Origin of the sequence: Streptomyces sp. ISL-43 (assembly GCF_018614195.1) — a bacterium.
Lineage (GTDB): Bacteria > Actinomycetota > Actinomycetes > Streptomycetales > Streptomycetaceae > Streptomyces.
In genome coordinates this window covers 1-13730 of sequence record NZ_JAGGOT010000007.1, presented here as the reverse complement: position 1 = coordinate 13730, position 13730 = coordinate 1, and the positions used below count along the sequence as shown (strand labels likewise).

Genomic DNA, 13730 nt, shown 5'->3' with positions numbered 1-13730 from the left:
TCATGAACGATCGAGGCTAGCTCATCACGGGGCCCAGGGTCGAAATGGTCTCCATGTTGGACGGTTCCAGTAGCGGCGCGCATCCTCGGAAACCACCACCAGAGCGGGCGCCGGGGCCGGGGCCGGAGCGGGTCGCACACGGGCACGCTCCGGCTCCCGGGCCGCCGCCGGCTCCCGCCCTGCTCCCGCCTCCGCGGCCGGAAGGCGCCTCGGCACCCGTGGCCAGCGCACCAGCCGTCGGCGAGGTCTCGGCCGCGTGCACCGCCGAGGTCCGCGATCTGTGGGCGCCGCCGCCCACTGCGGCGGCCCCCGCGGCGCGCGCGTCGGTGAGCAGCCGGGTCACGTCCACGCCCTGGCCGGCCAGGGCGGTCCATCGCGGCGGCCATGTCGGGCCCTGCCGGGGAGGCGAGCAGTACGTCGCGGTAGCAGAGGGCGGGAAAGTGCAGCTCAGCAGGACACTGCCTCGATGGCGGAGACAACCAGCGCGGGTAGGTGGTCGATCGCGTGCTGCAGAAGGCCCTCGATCAGAACGGCATGCTGATTGTTGTCCACGGCGATGAGGCGGGCCCATGCGGCTGGCTCGTAGCGGACCAGCATCGAGAGCGGGTAGAGGACGGGACCACCAAGCCATCAGGAGGTGCGGTTCGCCTATGGTCGGAGGGGGCGCGGGCAGGAACCACCGCCGGCGACCGTCTGCCCGGGTGAGGCTGCGCAGATAGTCGAGGCGCTGCTCAGCGGGTTCGGGCCCTTGGGGGATGAGCCAGCTCACCGCGAGCTGTCCTGCGCCTTGACCGGGGCGGTGGAAGTCGGGGGTGCCGCCAGGGCTGAGGGTTTGGCGCACGTAGTCGTGGAGCTGGGCCAGGCCCGGGTACTTCGTGAGGAACGCGGCCAGGGTCTGGGCTGTGCCGTCGTCGATGACCCAGTCCGGGATGCCGCAGACGGCTATATGCAGCAGCGGGTGGGGCCCCTGGATACCATCGCCGTCGGCGTACAGGGCGGGATGCTGTTTCCTCCCGGTCAGTGGCCTGCCGGCGTTGACCGGGAGGGAGTCCCAGGCATCTTCGAGGCGCAGCGGGTGGGCTCCCCACAGAGGAGAGTTGAGCAGACGGCTCAGCCTTGCGAAGCTGGCGCGTGAGGATGCCTGGTCGGTGCGGATCTCTATATCCGCGAAGGGCTTGTCGAAGCCGCTGGCGTGGATACCGTGCCCGCCCAGTACCCATTCCTGACCACTGAGACCGACCGCCGCCGCCGCGATCGCGCGGCCGGCTTGGCTGAGCCCGTAGAACGTGAGCAGAGGCCGGGTCGCCGGGCCCACCACCGCGGCTGCGCGGAACAACTGCTCGGCCTGTTCCAGGGCTGCCCGGTAGGTCTTGCACCGGCCTCCACTTTGCGCTTTGCCGGGCGGCTCGGACCGACTCGCCCGGAGCTTTTGCCACGCCACGTCGGAAACCGCCTGTATGTGCATGGAGGGACGCTACCTGTACAGCTTGCGGCTGGAGCGGAATCTGACCCAACAGCCCGGGTGCAGCTGCGTCGGCTGAGGGCCGCCTTGTCTACCGCCCCATCCAGGCGCCAAAGCACTCCACCAGGCCGTTGTAGAACTTGTCGCCAGGGACGGAACCTGGGTTCTTGCTCGCATCGTAGAAGCCGACGTTGGTAAATGTGGCCGACGCTGAAGCATTCAAGTTCTTGAAGAACGCAAGCTTGCCTCGGCCGAAGCCGACAAAGAGCCAGAACACACCCAGTGTCGCCGTGTTCTGGAGCAGTGAGCGGAACGCAGCCTTGTCCCATGGTTCGTCCCCGACCTGAACGATCACGAAGGCCGGGTCGGCGGCGCCGCTCTCCTGGTAGTGCCCGACCGCTCGACGCATGGCTTCCGAATGAGGACGCCCCCACACCCCCGAAGCCGGGCCGGAACCCGACCCGGACCAAACGCCCACCGAGCCACCCGCACCGGCGCCCGCCGGGAATACCCCGCCGCCGAAGTCCGCGGCCGCCTCCACCCTGGGCGGCGGGCAGGCGGTCCTGCGGGCACGGACGCCCTCGGTGCACCTCCGCAAGTTCAGTGGGCCTGCGTGACGCCGAGCCCGGCCAGGGCGTGACAGGCCTGCTTAGGGGCTCCCCGGGGAAACTGTCAAGCCCCGACATGCAGCGGCATGACACATTTCGCCCGCTCGGGCTGAATAGAAGTACAGGCTCACACGGAATACGCAGCCCACCCGCATCATCCGCACACAGCACCCACGGCCCGATCCGGCCGACATTCCACCCCCAAAACGCCCGAGCACCCGTCTCAGAGGAGTACCTCCCGTGAACCGCACCTGGACCCGCCGTCTTGTCCTGCTCACCGCATCGACCGCCCTCGCCGCAGGAGGCGCCTCCCTGTCCACCACCGCCAGCGCCACCCCCACAACGCACCCCGCCACCGCCATCACAGCGGACGGCGAGTACGAGGGGAAGAGCCTCCTGGAGGGCGGCGGCGGCGGAGATGCAGGGTACCCGATACCCACGATGGGCTACATGTACCAAAAATGGGGCAGCCACACCGTCCACAGCACCCTGTGACAGCAACCACCCACCCCTCAACAGCAACCGTGACGCCATACCCCAGCGACCACACCCCGCCTTCACGGGTGGTCACCCAAAACCTGGGTGACCACCGCAGCACCTCACCGACCAGCCCCCTCTTCTCTCAGCCAGCCGCCGCAGCCGGCCCCTGACCGAACCGGGGAACATCCTCCACGCTCACGTCCAGACGCAGCCGCTTGAACCGCAGCGGATGCCGGAAGACCCTGCCCCGGTCCACCGCCCGGTCCGCGCACACCTCCGCCACCAGATCCGGGCGGACCAGCACCGAGTCCAGAACGTCGCGGCTCCACCACGCCGCCGCGAACCGCACGCCCTCCAGCGCGGCCCCGAGCTCGCGCCGGGCGGCGGGGCCTGGACGGGTGCGGCGAGGGCGAGCGGCACGGGGAACTCCACCCGCCCCCCGCCAAGGGTGACCCGGCACCGTGAATTGATTGGGGGGCGCAATGCTCAAGCGCGCACGCTGCGAATCGTCGAGGACGCATTGAAATGCGGGGACGGCACGCTGCGGCTGATCGTCTTCATGGGAGCGGCCACCTGCGCCGCACTCACCCTCGGTGGTGGCGCCTGGCTCGCGGGTCTGCTGTAGCGGTGCTGAGGCGCGATCCAGATTTTTCGGAGTTCGGCGGTCTGAGGATGTCGAGAACGTGCCACCGGCTCCGTCCCAGGAACATCAGCGGCCACCACCGGCCGCACGAGGAAGAAGGAGAAACCAGCATGGCGATTCAGCGGATGGACAACGTCGGCATCGTCGTCGAGGACATGGACGCCGCCATCGCGTTCTTCGTGGAACTCGGTATGGAGCTGGAGGGCAGGGCGGAGGTCGAGGGCCTCTTCGCCGACCAGTGCACCGGACTCGACGGCGTCCGCTGTGACATAGCGATGGTCCGGACCCCGGACGGTCACAGCCGGCTCGAGCTGGCGAAGTACCGCAGCCCCGCGGTGATCAGCGCCGGGCCGCGCAACCGGCCGCACAACCTTCTGGGCACGCACCGCGTCATGTTCGCCGTCGACGACATCGAGGACACCGTTGCCCGCCTGCGCCCCCACGGCGCCGAACTCGTCGGCGAGATCGCCCGGTTCGAGGACAGCTATCTGCTCTGCTACATCCGCGGCCCGGAGGGCATCATCGTCGGACTGGCCGAGCAACTGCGCTGAGAAGGAGGAACCGAACCATGCAGCCGAACGAGATCATCAAGGTTCTGAACCGCCCGATCAGCCAGGAGCTGCCAGCCCGTGACGTGACCCGCCTGGCCTACGTCGCCAAGGACAGAACCCCGCGCAACGTACCGATCGCCTTCACCTGAGACAGGTCGCACCTCGTCATGTGTACGACGAAGAACGCGCCCAAACTCCCGTGGCCACCCTCGCGCACAGGCTCCTGAAACGACGGCACCAGTAGGTGAGACACATCTGAATGTCTGGAGAACCATCGAACATTTGCTCCGCGGCGAAGCCGCTCGCCAGGACGCCGGAGCCGGGGACGGACGCGGCGGCCTGGGCGAGCATCGGCTCGAAGGGAGGGAACAGAGCCACTCGGGATGGCCTCCTTCACCGCCTGCTCCGAACCTGGCAGCCACAGCCTGTCCCCACGCAGGCCGCAGGGCACGACGGGCGCGCCCACAAAGCCCTGCCGATCAGGCTCCCGGGTGGATCGGCTTACGCAGCGACGCCAGCGGCCGTGCTCGACACTCCGAGCAGAGCGGATTCCCGCCGACCCCATATCGACAACACGTTCGATGACTTCTCTGCACCTTCAGCTGTCTCGACGCGCGCAACTGGTACCAGCTAGGTCAAATAGCCATATGGCTGCGACGGGGGCCTCCCGGGCCGGAGCGCGCAGCAAGCAGCTGCATCAGATCGCGGCCCGGAGACGGCGGCGAACACCGTCCCGCGCCCGCGCTCCGTTGGGGTCGAGGCAGCGCGGGCAGCGCCGCCGGGCAGGCGAACGGCCGCCTGCCATCTCCGGCAGGCCGGCCACCAGCGCGGCGCCCCGCGAGCGTACGGCCTGGTTGACGCGGTTGGAGCGGGCCGCCACCCTTCTGGCGGCCTTGAGCGCAATTGCCGTTGTCGGCTTCACTTGGAAATCGATCACACAGGTCAACAGCGAGCAGGCCCTTGCCCGCGAAGAACAGATCACCGAGCGGTATACCGCTGCCGTCGAGAACCTCGGCAACAAGGGCTCCGAAGATGTACGCCTCGGTGGCGTCTACGCTCTCCAACGCCTCATGAAGGACTCTCCGCGTGACCAGGCCACCGTGATCGACGTACTCTCATCATTCCTCCGTTCCCACAGCAAGAAACCGAAGCCAGGGGATGGTAAGACGCGCCTGAACAGCGACGTCACCGCGGCACTCACTGTTCTCACATCCAGAGACAGTCGCAATGACGGCACCACGCGCGTCGACCTGTTTGAAGCCGACCTGCCTAGAGCCAAACTGGCCGGTGGAGATCTGAGCAACGCCAACCTGGACAGGACGGACCTGCACAACGCGAATCTGCGCGGCGCGCTCCTGTACGACGCGACACTGGGCGGCGCGGACCTGGCCCCGCGCGGGGTCACGGCCCGATGGAGGGCGCCGGACGGCGCAACGGCACATGGGCCGGGGGCGGCAGGGCTTACCGCGACGCGGCGAGCCGGCGCATCGCCGTACCCGTCAGCTCGGCCGTACTCCACCCCCGGCCGGCCCGCGCGCACCAGCAACCCGCCGCGTTCCAGCTGCGCCAACTGGTGGGCAAACGCTGCTCGTGCTGGAGAGCCCCACCATCGGCCCAAGCTCACGCATGGCCGAACCCGTGCCGTGGGCGGCCATGTGTTGCCGACCACCTCAAGGATCCGGCGACGGCGGGCAGTGAGCCAGATCACGTCGCCCTCCCCCATGTACGCACCCGGGCCTGACACAGCAGCTCCACCCGGCCCATCGGCGAACGGCCTGGTACACCCCACATCCGCAGTAACGGGCTCGCGACCGTCTGATTACTCGGGGGCGTTGTGTCGTTGTGGCCCGAAGCCTCTGTGGAAGTTGGCGGCTACCGTCCTGGAATGAGCGTCGACAATCGTCCGGCCGAGTCACCCCTGCCAGCCCGCTGCGCCAAGTGTGCCCATCTCCACCGGGGCCTACGGGAATACGCAGGCGAACACAGCGGCACATCCGACCGTACCTGCGCATCGCCTCATCCCCGGGTACGTCTCGCACGGCATGTTGCCAACCACCACTTGGAGCTCGTACCCGCCTGGACGGAAGAATGCGAACAGTGCAACGCACTCAGGCTTGCCCTCCTGCTCACCGCGCAGGAGGGGTTGCTCGGAGCTGGTGCTGCGCGAGCCGGCGCGGAACACCGAGCGCTTCACCTGTTTGACTCATGACACAACTTCCCCTGACCCTCTCTGCTGCCCTCCACCTGCAACCAGGCCCGACCGGTCCGCTTTCGGCCCCGCGGACGGCACCACTGCTGGCCGAACTACCAGGTCCTACACGTCGTGGGACCGCTGCGGACCTGAGATGGCCCGAGGTGACCCCCGGAGTGCGGACACAGGGGGTTCACTCCGGTTCGTTCGGATGGTGTGACTAAGACAATGGAGGAGCTGAAAATGACTCCCCGAGATCGGAGCAGGGTGCTGAGCCGATGACTGAAACGCCATCCACGATGCAGATGGCCTCTTTTGCGGCCTGGCGGGATGGTGCCCCGCACTCGGGCAGCCAGGCCGGTCGGCACTACGTAACCCTGGCTGAGCTTCTGGTCCGACTGGGGAGTTACGGACTCGGTCTCACCTGGAAAGCGAAGTGACACCCGGCCTATGACGCGCATGGCCGGGCACACCGCTTGCACCCGCAACGTCCGCTGGGGGGGCGGTTAGCTATTCGTTTAACCGGTGATCTCGAACGTCGGAATCTGGGGGGCCAGCCTGCACGACAGCCAGGCCCTTGGGCCCCTCGTCCGGGGCATACCGCCCATCCGCTCCCGCCCCAGCCGCCGACGGCTCAAGCCCGGGCAGCGACGGGACGAACCTGCGGCTTCAGGTGTGAAGGCGGCTGTTGGAGCCGTCCTGGTCGCCGGCGCTGTCGTCGTTGAACCAGTAGTCGCCGGCCGCCAGGTACCGGAACGTCTGGGTGGTTCCGCTGGGTAGCTCGACCGTGACGGCACGCTTGCCGTCCTTGCGGGGCTTGAGAGTGTGGGTGCCGGGCTGCCAGTGGTTGAAATCGCCCACCACGCTGACCGGGCCCGGCGGAGTGTCGGCGGGCAGGACGAAGGTGACCGCGGTGCGGTCCTTGCGCAGCGTGCGCTCCAGCATGAGTGAGCTCCTGACGGCAGCGGATGGGGGTACGGGCACATCGTCGGCGGCGGAAGAGCCGGTCGCACGCCGACGCCGCCACCCGCGTCCGACCATCACCCACCCACCACGCTCAGTGACATAAATGGTGCGGAATGTCACCTTGAGTGTCAGTGTGAAGTGGAGGAATCCGTCACGCATCACAGAGGAGTCGCCGTCATGGGCGGTATGAAGGACAAGCGCCAGGAGCCGGGCAAGGGCCGCGAGGAGCAGCAACGCCCGCACGGCGAGGGTCAGGACCCCATCCACCCCGGCTCAGGCGAGGCCGCCCGGGGCAAGAGCCTCGAGGAACCCAAGCCGCGCCGCCAGGACGAGATGCAGCGCGAGCGCGATGAGGACGAGACGCGCGACGACAAGGCCTGACCCGCCCGAGCCGTCACGCCCACGCACACAGGACCCGGCCGGACCCCGAAGTCACCATCACACCGGCCGGGTCCTGTCATGTGCGCGCCCCGAGCCCCGAACCGGCATGACTCCATCTGCAGCAGTGGCCGCCGTCGACGCGGTCTCCCGGCACGTCGCCGAACACGCCCCAGCCGCCCGCCGCCGGGGAACGCCGGTTTCGTCTCAGTCGTCCTCGTCCGTGTCGGGCAGGACGATCTCGACGGGGGCGGGTGATGGCCCAGGTGGCGGCGGCTTCGAGCTGGATGAGGCTGAGCCCGGTCTCCTTCGCGAGCTGCTCGTTGCTGAGGCCTTCGGGGTGCTGAAGCCGGGCCCGGATAATCTTGTGGACCCAGAGTTCGGCGTTGACGACAGGCCGCGGGCGGTACTGCTGCTGCAGCTCGGCGAGATGTTCAGGGCTACAGGCGATCAGGAGCCGCTGCCCGTCCAGCTGGCGGGAGACTGCGCGTTTGAGGCAGCGTTGCGCGTCACGGGTCGTCTTGCCTTCGGCGATCCTGCGGGCGATGTAGGCCTTCGTGACCGGTCCAGCCGCATCCGGATCAGCGTGATCGTGTGTAAGGCGCGGTTCAGCTGCCGGTCGCCACTGCGGTTGATCCGGTGGCGGTTGGTCCGCCCGGAGGACGCGGGGATCGGCGCCACGCCGGCGAACGAAGCGATGGCCGCCTCTGAGGGGAATCGGCCGGGGTGCGACCAGCTCACCAGGATCTGGGCAGCAGTGACCGGGCCGACCCCTAGCATGTCCAGGAGCTCGGGAGCCATCTGTCGCACGAGGGTGAGGATCTCGCCCTCAAGGTCTTTGGCCTCGGCCTGCAGGGTTTGGACGCGCTGAGCGGTGGACCTCAGGGCCCGGACGGTCATGCGGTGCTCGACCGCCGGGGAGCGGTACGCGCAGGCTTCCGCCGGCTCCTCGAGGACCGGGCACAGCGCGCACGGGACCGCGCGGACTTCGCTGCCGGATGGCTGCCCCGCGCCTAGCTGTGCGACCGCACGGCCGCGGCCCTGCGCGGAGCGGCTTCCCGCGCTCGGGCCGCCCCGGCGGCGCGGTGGGATACGGCGGAGTCACGCAGGGAGCGGCGTAGCAGCTGGGTGGGACCGCTGCGGTTTCCGTTGCGGTCCGCGGGCGGGTACAGGGCGTCGATGAGGTCCAGGAGGCGACGCGGCTGCGGCTGCCAGTTGTAGGCGAAGAAGGCGATGCCGCGCCCGTCGAGACGGCGGACGAAGGCGGTCAGGGCGTGCAGGCCGGTGACGTCCATGAACGTCAGGCGCTGCATGTCGCAGGCCACCACGGTGACGCCGTCGAGGCCGGCCTGCACCTCGTCGAGGGCGGATCTGGTCTCCAGGTCTAGCTCCCCGGCCGGGGAGAGGTGCACGGTCGGCCCGTAGCGCCTCATCATCATGCGGAAGTCCATGTCGTACCACCTCGCCGCGACCGGGGGGCTTGATGCGTGCCCGCTCGGATCCGGGCACGCGACGGCCCCAGTCGATGGTCGCGCTGCTGAGGGGCCGTCCGCAAGCCCGCCCCTCCGGAACGGGGCCGGCCCGGGGTGCTTCAAGGGGAGGGGTCCCACGCCCTCGGGGCCGGCGCCGCGCCACTCCACGAGGTCGGGGTCGGTGAGGTCCACGTCCTCGGCGTTCTCCAGCCCGGCCGTGGCAAGGAAGACACGGATGTCGGCCGGGCGGCACGCGACCCCGATCGCGACGCTGTCGTAGCGCACCCGGCGCCACCCCTCCTCGTCTGGCGGATAGACGATCAGCTTGGCGGCCATGGGCTCAGCCTCGTCCCCAGCCGCCCCTCCGCCTGACCCGCACACGGGGCCACCACCTGGTGGCCGTCGCGGACACCTGGCGAGCGCTCAACGAGGGCGGGTATCCGCGCCCCAAGTACCTTCAGGGGAAGATTCCCGCCGGTTTGGACAAGGACAAGCACAACGCGATCCTCGTCGTGTGGGACAACTGCAGGTCGCAGGCCTGAGCCCCCAGCGCCCCTGAGAGAGCCCGGACGTGCGACCCGTCCACGGAGCACTCGTCCAGGTCCAGCAGGTCGGCGTGGCGAAGCTCGCCAACAGAGCGGTGTGTAGGCGTGGCCAGACGCCTGCCTCCGTCCAGTCGTGCAGTCGTACAGTCGGCGCCAGGCTGTCCCCCCGGGCAGCCCACAGTCTCCGGGGGGACATCGCGCCATGCGACACCCGCCCGCAGCACGTACATGACGCCAGCGAGTGCCGCCCGGTCAGGAACAGGCAGCCGCAATGTGCCCTCGGACGAACAGCGCACCCAGCAACTGCAAACGGGACAGCGACAAGATGGCGAGGAGAGAAAAAGCCACTGACGCATCCCATGTCGCCGACCGCTCACAATCTGAAGTCTTCCGACACGTACCCGGGCGGGACTAAGTACGGGGGTGGTTACGCGGACGTCACCCGCGGTCCGGGGGGCGGCGGCTGCCCGGGCCGTGCGCGCAGGATGACGCAGCCGTGCTGGACTGCCATTTCGTCGTGGACGCGCTGAGGGGATGGGGACCTCAGCCTTCGTCGCAACGCCGCGCGGGGGCCCTGTGGTAGCTGAGGTCCAACGCTGCCCCGGTTGCCTTCCTAGCCCGCTCTTCGCCGAGGAGACGCGCGAGGTGGGCGCGTGTCTGATGAGCTGCGCGGAATTCGTCCGCGAGCCGGTGGGGGTTGAGGGCGCCGACTTCGCCCGCGAGGTACAGCAGACGCTGCGGCTGCGGCCTCAGTCCGGTGACCAGGAGAGCAGTACGCGTCTTTCGACTGCGTTCCCGCAGGGTGAGGACGAAGTGGAGGCCGGTCAGGTCCATGAAGGACACGCCCCTCATGTCCAGGACCACCGCCGCACGTGCCGGCAGGGAGTCCACCAACAGGTTCAGATCCGATTGCACGGCGGAGTCGACGTCCCCTTCCAGGGTGACGACCGCCGCTCCCCCGATGGCCTCGACCGTCGATTCGAAGGATCCCATGACTACTCCCTGGTAGAACCGGCTCGCCCCGCCCCTGTTGTGACACTCCGGGGCAGCTGTACCGCTTCTCCATGTCGGGCCCTACCCAAATCTCCCCCGCCGGCTTCCCCGCGGACGTGGAGACCTGTTGGCCGGCTCGCTCATGTGCCGCGTTGCTGGTCGCTGTGGTCGCGCAGGCGTCGGGTGTGTTCGCGTATGGCGTCGACGCGGTGGGCGAGGTCTCCGTGGCCTGGGTGCAGGTCTTTGTGGGTGGCTGACAGTGGGTCCAGGAGACGGGCCGCGTCGTGGTGACCCAGCGCGTCGCTGAGCTCGCTGATCCTGCCGCCCGCGCTGGGAGAGAGATCGGTGAGTCCCGTGATCTGGCCGGCCAGCTGCCGCAGCGCGGCGGCGTTCTCGCGGGCCCAGGCAGTGACGCTGCGGTCGGCCGCGCGCCGGTCACGGACGGCCTGGACCCTTTGTTCGCCGGTGGAACCATCCTCCACTCCGGGGCGAAGGCGCAGGTACCGGCGCTCGGCGGCCTGCCTGCTGGCGACTCCGAGGGGTTCGGCAAGATCGGCCCAGCTGGCACCGGCCGCCCTGGCGGTCTCGATCAGGCCGCTCTCCCACCCGGCGAGTTCCTCGCGCACCTCGCGCAGGAGCAGGAGCGAGGCCAGGACGTGCTGCGGCCCCTCCCCCGGCCCGGCAATCGGCGCGGGCCCGGCACCCGGGCCGGCGCCGGCCGCCTCGCGTACAGCGGCCTCGATGTTCCTCAGTGCGTCCGCGGCGGCGAGGAATGAGACCGGCCCCGGACCGTTGGGTGTCCCTGTCACAGGTCTTTCAGCTGCGGTCATGAGCCCTCCTCAGCCATGTCATCCATCAGGCGACACCATAGTTGTCATCATTTGGATGACATGTTACAACGGAAACACGTTGAAGCGCATTGGCAGTTTCTGCCGCAACCAACTGGAGGTGTTTCGCGATGTTGATGCGCACTGACCCGTTCCGCGAACTCGACCGGATCACCCAGCAGCTCGTCGGCCCGAACGGGACCTGGTCGAAGCCGTCGGTGATGCCGCTGGACGCGTACCGGGAGGGCGACACGTACGTGATCGCCTTCGATCTGCCGGGCGTCAGCACCGACGCGATCGACATCGACGTCGAGCGGAACCAGCTCAGGGTCAAGGCCGAACCGCGCCCCACGGCGAAGGCCGAAAGGGTCCAGATGGAACTCTCCGAGCGGCCCCTGGGCGTCTTCTCCCGCCAGATCATGCTGGCCGACACCCTCGACACCGAGAACATCGAGGCGGACTACGACGCAGGTGTCCTCACCCTGCGCATCCCGATCGCCGAACGCGCCAAGCCCCGCAAGATCTCCATCAGCGGCGCGGGCGACCGCAAGCAGATCTCCGGCTGAAGCCGGCTAAGGCGCCCGGCCCAGCCGGTCCGAGCGGCGGAGGACGGGAGAGCACCTCCCCCCGGCATCCCGTCCTCCGCCCCCTTCGCGTCACGTCACCGAGGGAGGCATGAAGCAATGACCCTGCTCCGGGAAGCGTTCCTCGAACACGTCCAGGAACGCGGCGAATACATCACTGTCGAGGAAGCCGACCGCGCGGCCCGCATCGTCCTGGCCCTTCTCGGCGCCCACCTCGTCGGCACCGACCGGGCCCAGCTCGCAGCCCGCCTGCCCGAGGCCTACGCACTCATCCTGCTCAACCCACTCCGGGCGAGCGAACCACTCACCACGGACCGGTTCGTGCGGGCGACCGCGGCCTGGATCGAAGGCGCCTCGCGCGCCACAGCGACATGGGACGTCAGCGCCGTACTCAGCGTCGTCGCCGACGCCGCGGGCGACGACCTCACCCAACGCCTCCTGCTCCAGCTCCCGCCCGGCTACGACCTCCTCTTCGGCCGGCCCCAACACAACTGACCACGGCGGTACGGCGCGCTGGGCCTCGCCCACCCTGGGCAACTCCACCCGCCCCGGGCACCCGGCCGCCACGGGGCGCCCCCTGGCTGCGGTGCCCTACTGCCGGTCGCGACCGTGCTGCGGAACACGGGCCTCATTACCACCAGCCGCCGAGGCGGGTCCGCGCTGCACCTCATCACCCCCCCCCTCGGGCTGGCCCTGCTGCGGACCGGTGCCCTGACGGAACCGTGAGGCCCGAGGGCACCGCGGCGTCAGACCAGTGGGCGCGGCGTCGCCCTGCTCGGGTGCCACCGGACACTCGTGCCGAGGTGCGCGAGGCGCCGCGCCTGCCGTCCCGCCGCCCTTTAAGCCGTGACCTAAGAGGTGGACCGCGGGTGGCCGACCCGCCCAGGATGGGAAGCCGCAACCGGCTCATCCCATTCTGGAGGTCGCATGAAGACTCATCTCGCTGCCGCCGTCGGTTCCGTCGTGCTGACCGCGGGCACCTTGCTGGGCGCTCCCGCCGCCGGCGCGCAGACCGCCGCCTACCCGACCACCGCTTTCGACGTTACGTACGGGGCCAGCTACGTCCGCGGCACCCTGACCTGGTACAACCGGTCGGTCGGGGCTGATGGAACACTCCGGGCCGTCGGCTGCCGCAGTGCGTGGTTCGGCGCGTACGGTGCCTCTGGCAACGAGCTCGGCGCCGGTAGCACCGGCACCAAGTGCGACGGGACGTATCCGTTCAAGATCGGAATCCCTGCGGATGTGCCCGGTGGGGCCGCGTATGTCATCGTCTGTGTTGACGATGCGAACGCGAACCCACTCAAGTGCGTGCGGTACAACCGGCCCTGACCCATCCGACCGGTCGGAAAGTGACGTTGCCGCACCAGCCCCGGGGCGGAGCAATACGCGACGCCCCGGAAGCTCATCTCGCCGCCCCACGAGGCAGCGATTCCTGCCATCGACGGCCAGGCCCCCAAAGCACAGCACAGAGTTCCGCTTCGCCAAGTCGCACACCTGAGGCGAGCCGGACGCAGCAACCTGTCAGGTGACCGACCGCTACCGGTCCGGTCATGAGCCGATGCGCCAGCCGATGCCGCATACGGCAGCGCAGAACTGACGTGGGCACAGGAGCAAAGCCGCTGTCGATCAATGTGCCCTGGCAAGCCGTGTGACGGCCTGCCAGGGCTCGGGTGTACCCCGAGCCTCTCGGAGGCAAGCTGCGAGTGCGCTGGGCTCACCAGCACCGCGGACGCCGGTCGGATACGTGGACCGCTCTCAGGCCCCACCTGGCCATGCGGGCTCGACATGGGTATCGCCTGAGGTCGACTGAGTACGCGCTTCCGTACAACTTCCAGCCGTCGGTGCCTTCGCCGATGTCGGCCACGACGACGACATCGATGAAGTGGTCCTGGACAGCCGGAGAAGCCGTACGCCGCGTTCTCTCGGCCCTCGCCAGCAGATCACCGGCGACGAACGCGCCGACCTCGCCGCCCGCCCCCCCCCCCCCACCCCCCCCCCCCCCCCCCTCCTCCGCGCCCCACCCCCCGCCC

At 69.1% G+C, this 13730-nt stretch carries 16 protein-coding genes and 3 pseudogenes; 9 read left to right on the top strand and 10 right to left on the bottom strand.

The genetic code is table 11. The features are described from left to right. Window positions 1-447: 447 nt before the first annotated feature. The 3 genes and pseudogenes from J7F03_RS40785 to J7F03_RS03820 form a co-directional block, all read right to left on the bottom strand. Complete coding sequence (locus J7F03_RS40785; RefSeq protein WP_251071394.1) at window positions 448-597, bottom strand: YaaC family protein; 150 nt, start codon at window positions 595-597, stop codon at window positions 448-450. Window positions 598-679: 82 nt separating this feature from the next. Further along, window positions 680-1465, bottom strand: a pseudogene (locus J7F03_RS42585) (YaaC family protein); the annotation flags it as partial. A gap of 88 nt (window positions 1466-1553) precedes the next feature. Further along, window positions 1554-1871, bottom strand: a complete 318-nt coding sequence (locus J7F03_RS03820) for a VWA domain-containing protein (protein WP_251071393.1) — start codon at window positions 1869-1871, stop codon at window positions 1554-1556. A gap of 439 nt (window positions 1872-2310) precedes the next feature. On the opposite strand from J7F03_RS03820, the gene J7F03_RS03815 reads away from it, so the two are divergent. Further along, window positions 2311-2565: a hypothetical protein gene (locus J7F03_RS03815; RefSeq protein ID WP_214947202.1), complete on the top strand. Its 255-nt coding sequence runs from the start codon at window positions 2311-2313 to the stop codon at window positions 2563-2565. A 127-nt stretch (window positions 2566-2692) separates the two neighbouring features. On the opposite strand, the gene J7F03_RS03810 is transcribed toward J7F03_RS03815, so the two are convergent. Then, on the bottom strand, window positions 2693-2899 hold the full coding sequence (locus J7F03_RS03810; protein ID WP_251071392.1) for a hypothetical protein: 207 nt from the start codon (window positions 2897-2899) through the stop codon (window positions 2693-2695). A 404-nt stretch (window positions 2900-3303) separates the two neighbouring features. On the opposite strand from J7F03_RS03810, the gene J7F03_RS03805 reads away from it, so the two are divergent. From J7F03_RS03805 to J7F03_RS40780, 4 genes and pseudogenes are all read left to right on the top strand, one after another. Next, the gene (locus J7F03_RS03805) at window positions 3304-3744 is read left to right on the top strand and encodes a VOC family protein (protein ID WP_214947201.1); all 441 of its coding nucleotides are present in this window, start codon (window positions 3304-3306) and stop codon (window positions 3742-3744) included. Between the two features lie 17 nt (window positions 3745-3761). Continuing rightward, a complete protein-coding gene (locus J7F03_RS41885) occupies window positions 3762-3893 on the top strand; it encodes a hypothetical protein (protein ID WP_285440387.1) in 132 nt (43 codons plus the stop codon). 744 nt (window positions 3894-4637) lie between these two features. Next, window positions 4638-5633: a pentapeptide repeat-containing protein gene (locus J7F03_RS03795; protein ID WP_214947200.1), complete on the top strand. Its 996-nt coding sequence runs from the start codon at window positions 4638-4640 to the stop codon at window positions 5631-5633. A gap of 836 nt (window positions 5634-6469) precedes the next feature. Continuing rightward, a pseudogene (locus J7F03_RS40780) lies at window positions 6470-6583 on the top strand (IS5/IS1182 family transposase); the annotation flags it as partial. A 21-nt stretch (window positions 6584-6604) separates the two neighbouring features. Here J7F03_RS40780 and J7F03_RS03790 read toward each other — a convergent pair. After that, complete coding sequence (locus J7F03_RS03790; protein WP_214947199.1) at window positions 6605-6880, bottom strand: isoamylase early set domain-containing protein; 276 nt, start codon at window positions 6878-6880, stop codon at window positions 6605-6607. 198 nt (window positions 6881-7078) lie between these two features. Between J7F03_RS03790 and J7F03_RS03785 the strand changes: the two genes are divergently transcribed. Continuing rightward, on the top strand, window positions 7079-7282 hold the full coding sequence (locus J7F03_RS03785) for a hypothetical protein (protein WP_214947198.1): 204 nt from the start codon (window positions 7079-7081) through the stop codon (window positions 7280-7282). A gap of 447 nt (window positions 7283-7729) precedes the next feature. On the opposite strand, the gene J7F03_RS03780 is transcribed toward J7F03_RS03785, so the two are convergent. The 5 genes and pseudogenes from J7F03_RS03780 to J7F03_RS03765 form a co-directional block, all read right to left on the bottom strand. Next, complete coding sequence (locus J7F03_RS03780; RefSeq protein ID WP_251071395.1) at window positions 7730-8059, bottom strand: IS110 family transposase; 330 nt, start codon at window positions 8057-8059, stop codon at window positions 7730-7732. Between the two features lie 233 nt (window positions 8060-8292). Further along, a complete protein-coding gene (locus J7F03_RS03775) occupies window positions 8293-9087 on the bottom strand; it encodes an STAS domain-containing protein (RefSeq protein WP_214947197.1) in 795 nt (264 codons plus the stop codon). A 217-nt stretch (window positions 9088-9304) separates the two neighbouring features. Then, a pseudogene (locus J7F03_RS40775) lies at window positions 9305-9565 on the bottom strand (transposase); the annotation flags it as partial. 274 nt (window positions 9566-9839) lie between these two features. Continuing rightward, a complete protein-coding gene (locus J7F03_RS03770; RefSeq protein ID WP_214947196.1) occupies window positions 9840-10289 on the bottom strand; it encodes an STAS domain-containing protein in 450 nt (149 codons plus the stop codon). A 140-nt stretch (window positions 10290-10429) separates the two neighbouring features. Further along, a complete protein-coding gene (locus tag J7F03_RS03765; protein ID WP_214947195.1) occupies window positions 10430-11119 on the bottom strand; it encodes a hypothetical protein in 690 nt (229 codons plus the stop codon). Between the two features lie 128 nt (window positions 11120-11247). On the opposite strand from J7F03_RS03765, the gene J7F03_RS03760 reads away from it, so the two are divergent. From J7F03_RS03760 to J7F03_RS03750, 3 genes are all read left to right on the top strand, one after another. Beyond that, window positions 11248-11682 carry an Hsp20/alpha crystallin family protein gene (locus J7F03_RS03760; protein ID WP_214947194.1) on the top strand — a complete coding sequence of 145 codons (435 nt, stop codon included), beginning with the start codon at window positions 11248-11250 and terminating at the stop codon, window positions 11680-11682. A gap of 117 nt (window positions 11683-11799) precedes the next feature. Next, entirely contained in the window at window positions 11800-12195 is a 396-nt protein-coding gene (locus J7F03_RS03755; protein ID WP_214947193.1) for a DUF2267 domain-containing protein, read from the top strand. A gap of 432 nt (window positions 12196-12627) precedes the next feature. Beyond that, on the top strand, window positions 12628-13029 hold the full coding sequence (locus J7F03_RS03750) for a hypothetical protein (protein ID WP_214947192.1): 402 nt from the start codon (window positions 12628-12630) through the stop codon (window positions 13027-13029). The last annotated feature ends 701 nt before the right edge of the window (window positions 13030-13730 follow it).

Bases quoted from the DNA above. Each gene is read 5' to 3' on its own strand.
- J7F03_RS40785 (WP_251071394.1), bottom strand. From the start codon at position 597: ATGCTGGTCCGCTACGAGCCAGCCGCATGGGCCCGCCTCATCGCCGTG.
- J7F03_RS03820 (WP_251071393.1), bottom strand. From the start codon at position 1,871: ATGCGTCGAGCGGTCGGGCACTACCAGGAGAGCGGCGCCGCCGACCCG.
- J7F03_RS03805 (WP_214947201.1), top strand. From the start codon at position 3,304: ATGGCGATTCAGCGGATGGACAACGTCGGCATCGTCGTCGAGGACATG.
- J7F03_RS41885 (WP_285440387.1), top strand. From the start codon at position 3,762: ATGCAGCCGAACGAGATCATCAAGGTTCTGAACCGCCCGATCAGCCAG.
- J7F03_RS03790 (WP_214947199.1), bottom strand. From the start codon at position 6,880: ATGCTGGAGCGCACGCTGCGCAAGGACCGCACCGCGGTCACCTTCGTC.
- J7F03_RS03785 (WP_214947198.1), top strand. From the start codon at position 7,079: ATGGGCGGTATGAAGGACAAGCGCCAGGAGCCGGGCAAGGGCCGCGAG.
- J7F03_RS03780 (WP_251071395.1), bottom strand. From the start codon at position 8,059: ATGCTAGGGGTCGGCCCGGTCACTGCTGCCCAGATCCTGGTGAGCTGG.
- J7F03_RS03775 (WP_214947197.1), bottom strand. From the start codon at position 9,087: ATGGCCGCCAAGCTGATCGTCTATCCGCCAGACGAGGAGGGGTGGCGC.
- J7F03_RS03770 (WP_214947196.1), bottom strand. From the start codon at position 10,289: ATGGGATCCTTCGAATCGACGGTCGAGGCCATCGGGGGAGCGGCGGTC.
- J7F03_RS03765 (WP_214947195.1), bottom strand. From the start codon at position 11,119: ATGACCGCAGCTGAAAGACCTGTGACAGGGACACCCAACGGTCCGGGG.
- J7F03_RS03760 (WP_214947194.1), top strand. From the start codon at position 11,248: ATGTTGATGCGCACTGACCCGTTCCGCGAACTCGACCGGATCACCCAG.
- J7F03_RS03755 (WP_214947193.1), top strand. From the start codon at position 11,800: ATGACCCTGCTCCGGGAAGCGTTCCTCGAACACGTCCAGGAACGCGGC.
- J7F03_RS03750 (WP_214947192.1), top strand. From the start codon at position 12,628: ATGAAGACTCATCTCGCTGCCGCCGTCGGTTCCGTCGTGCTGACCGCG.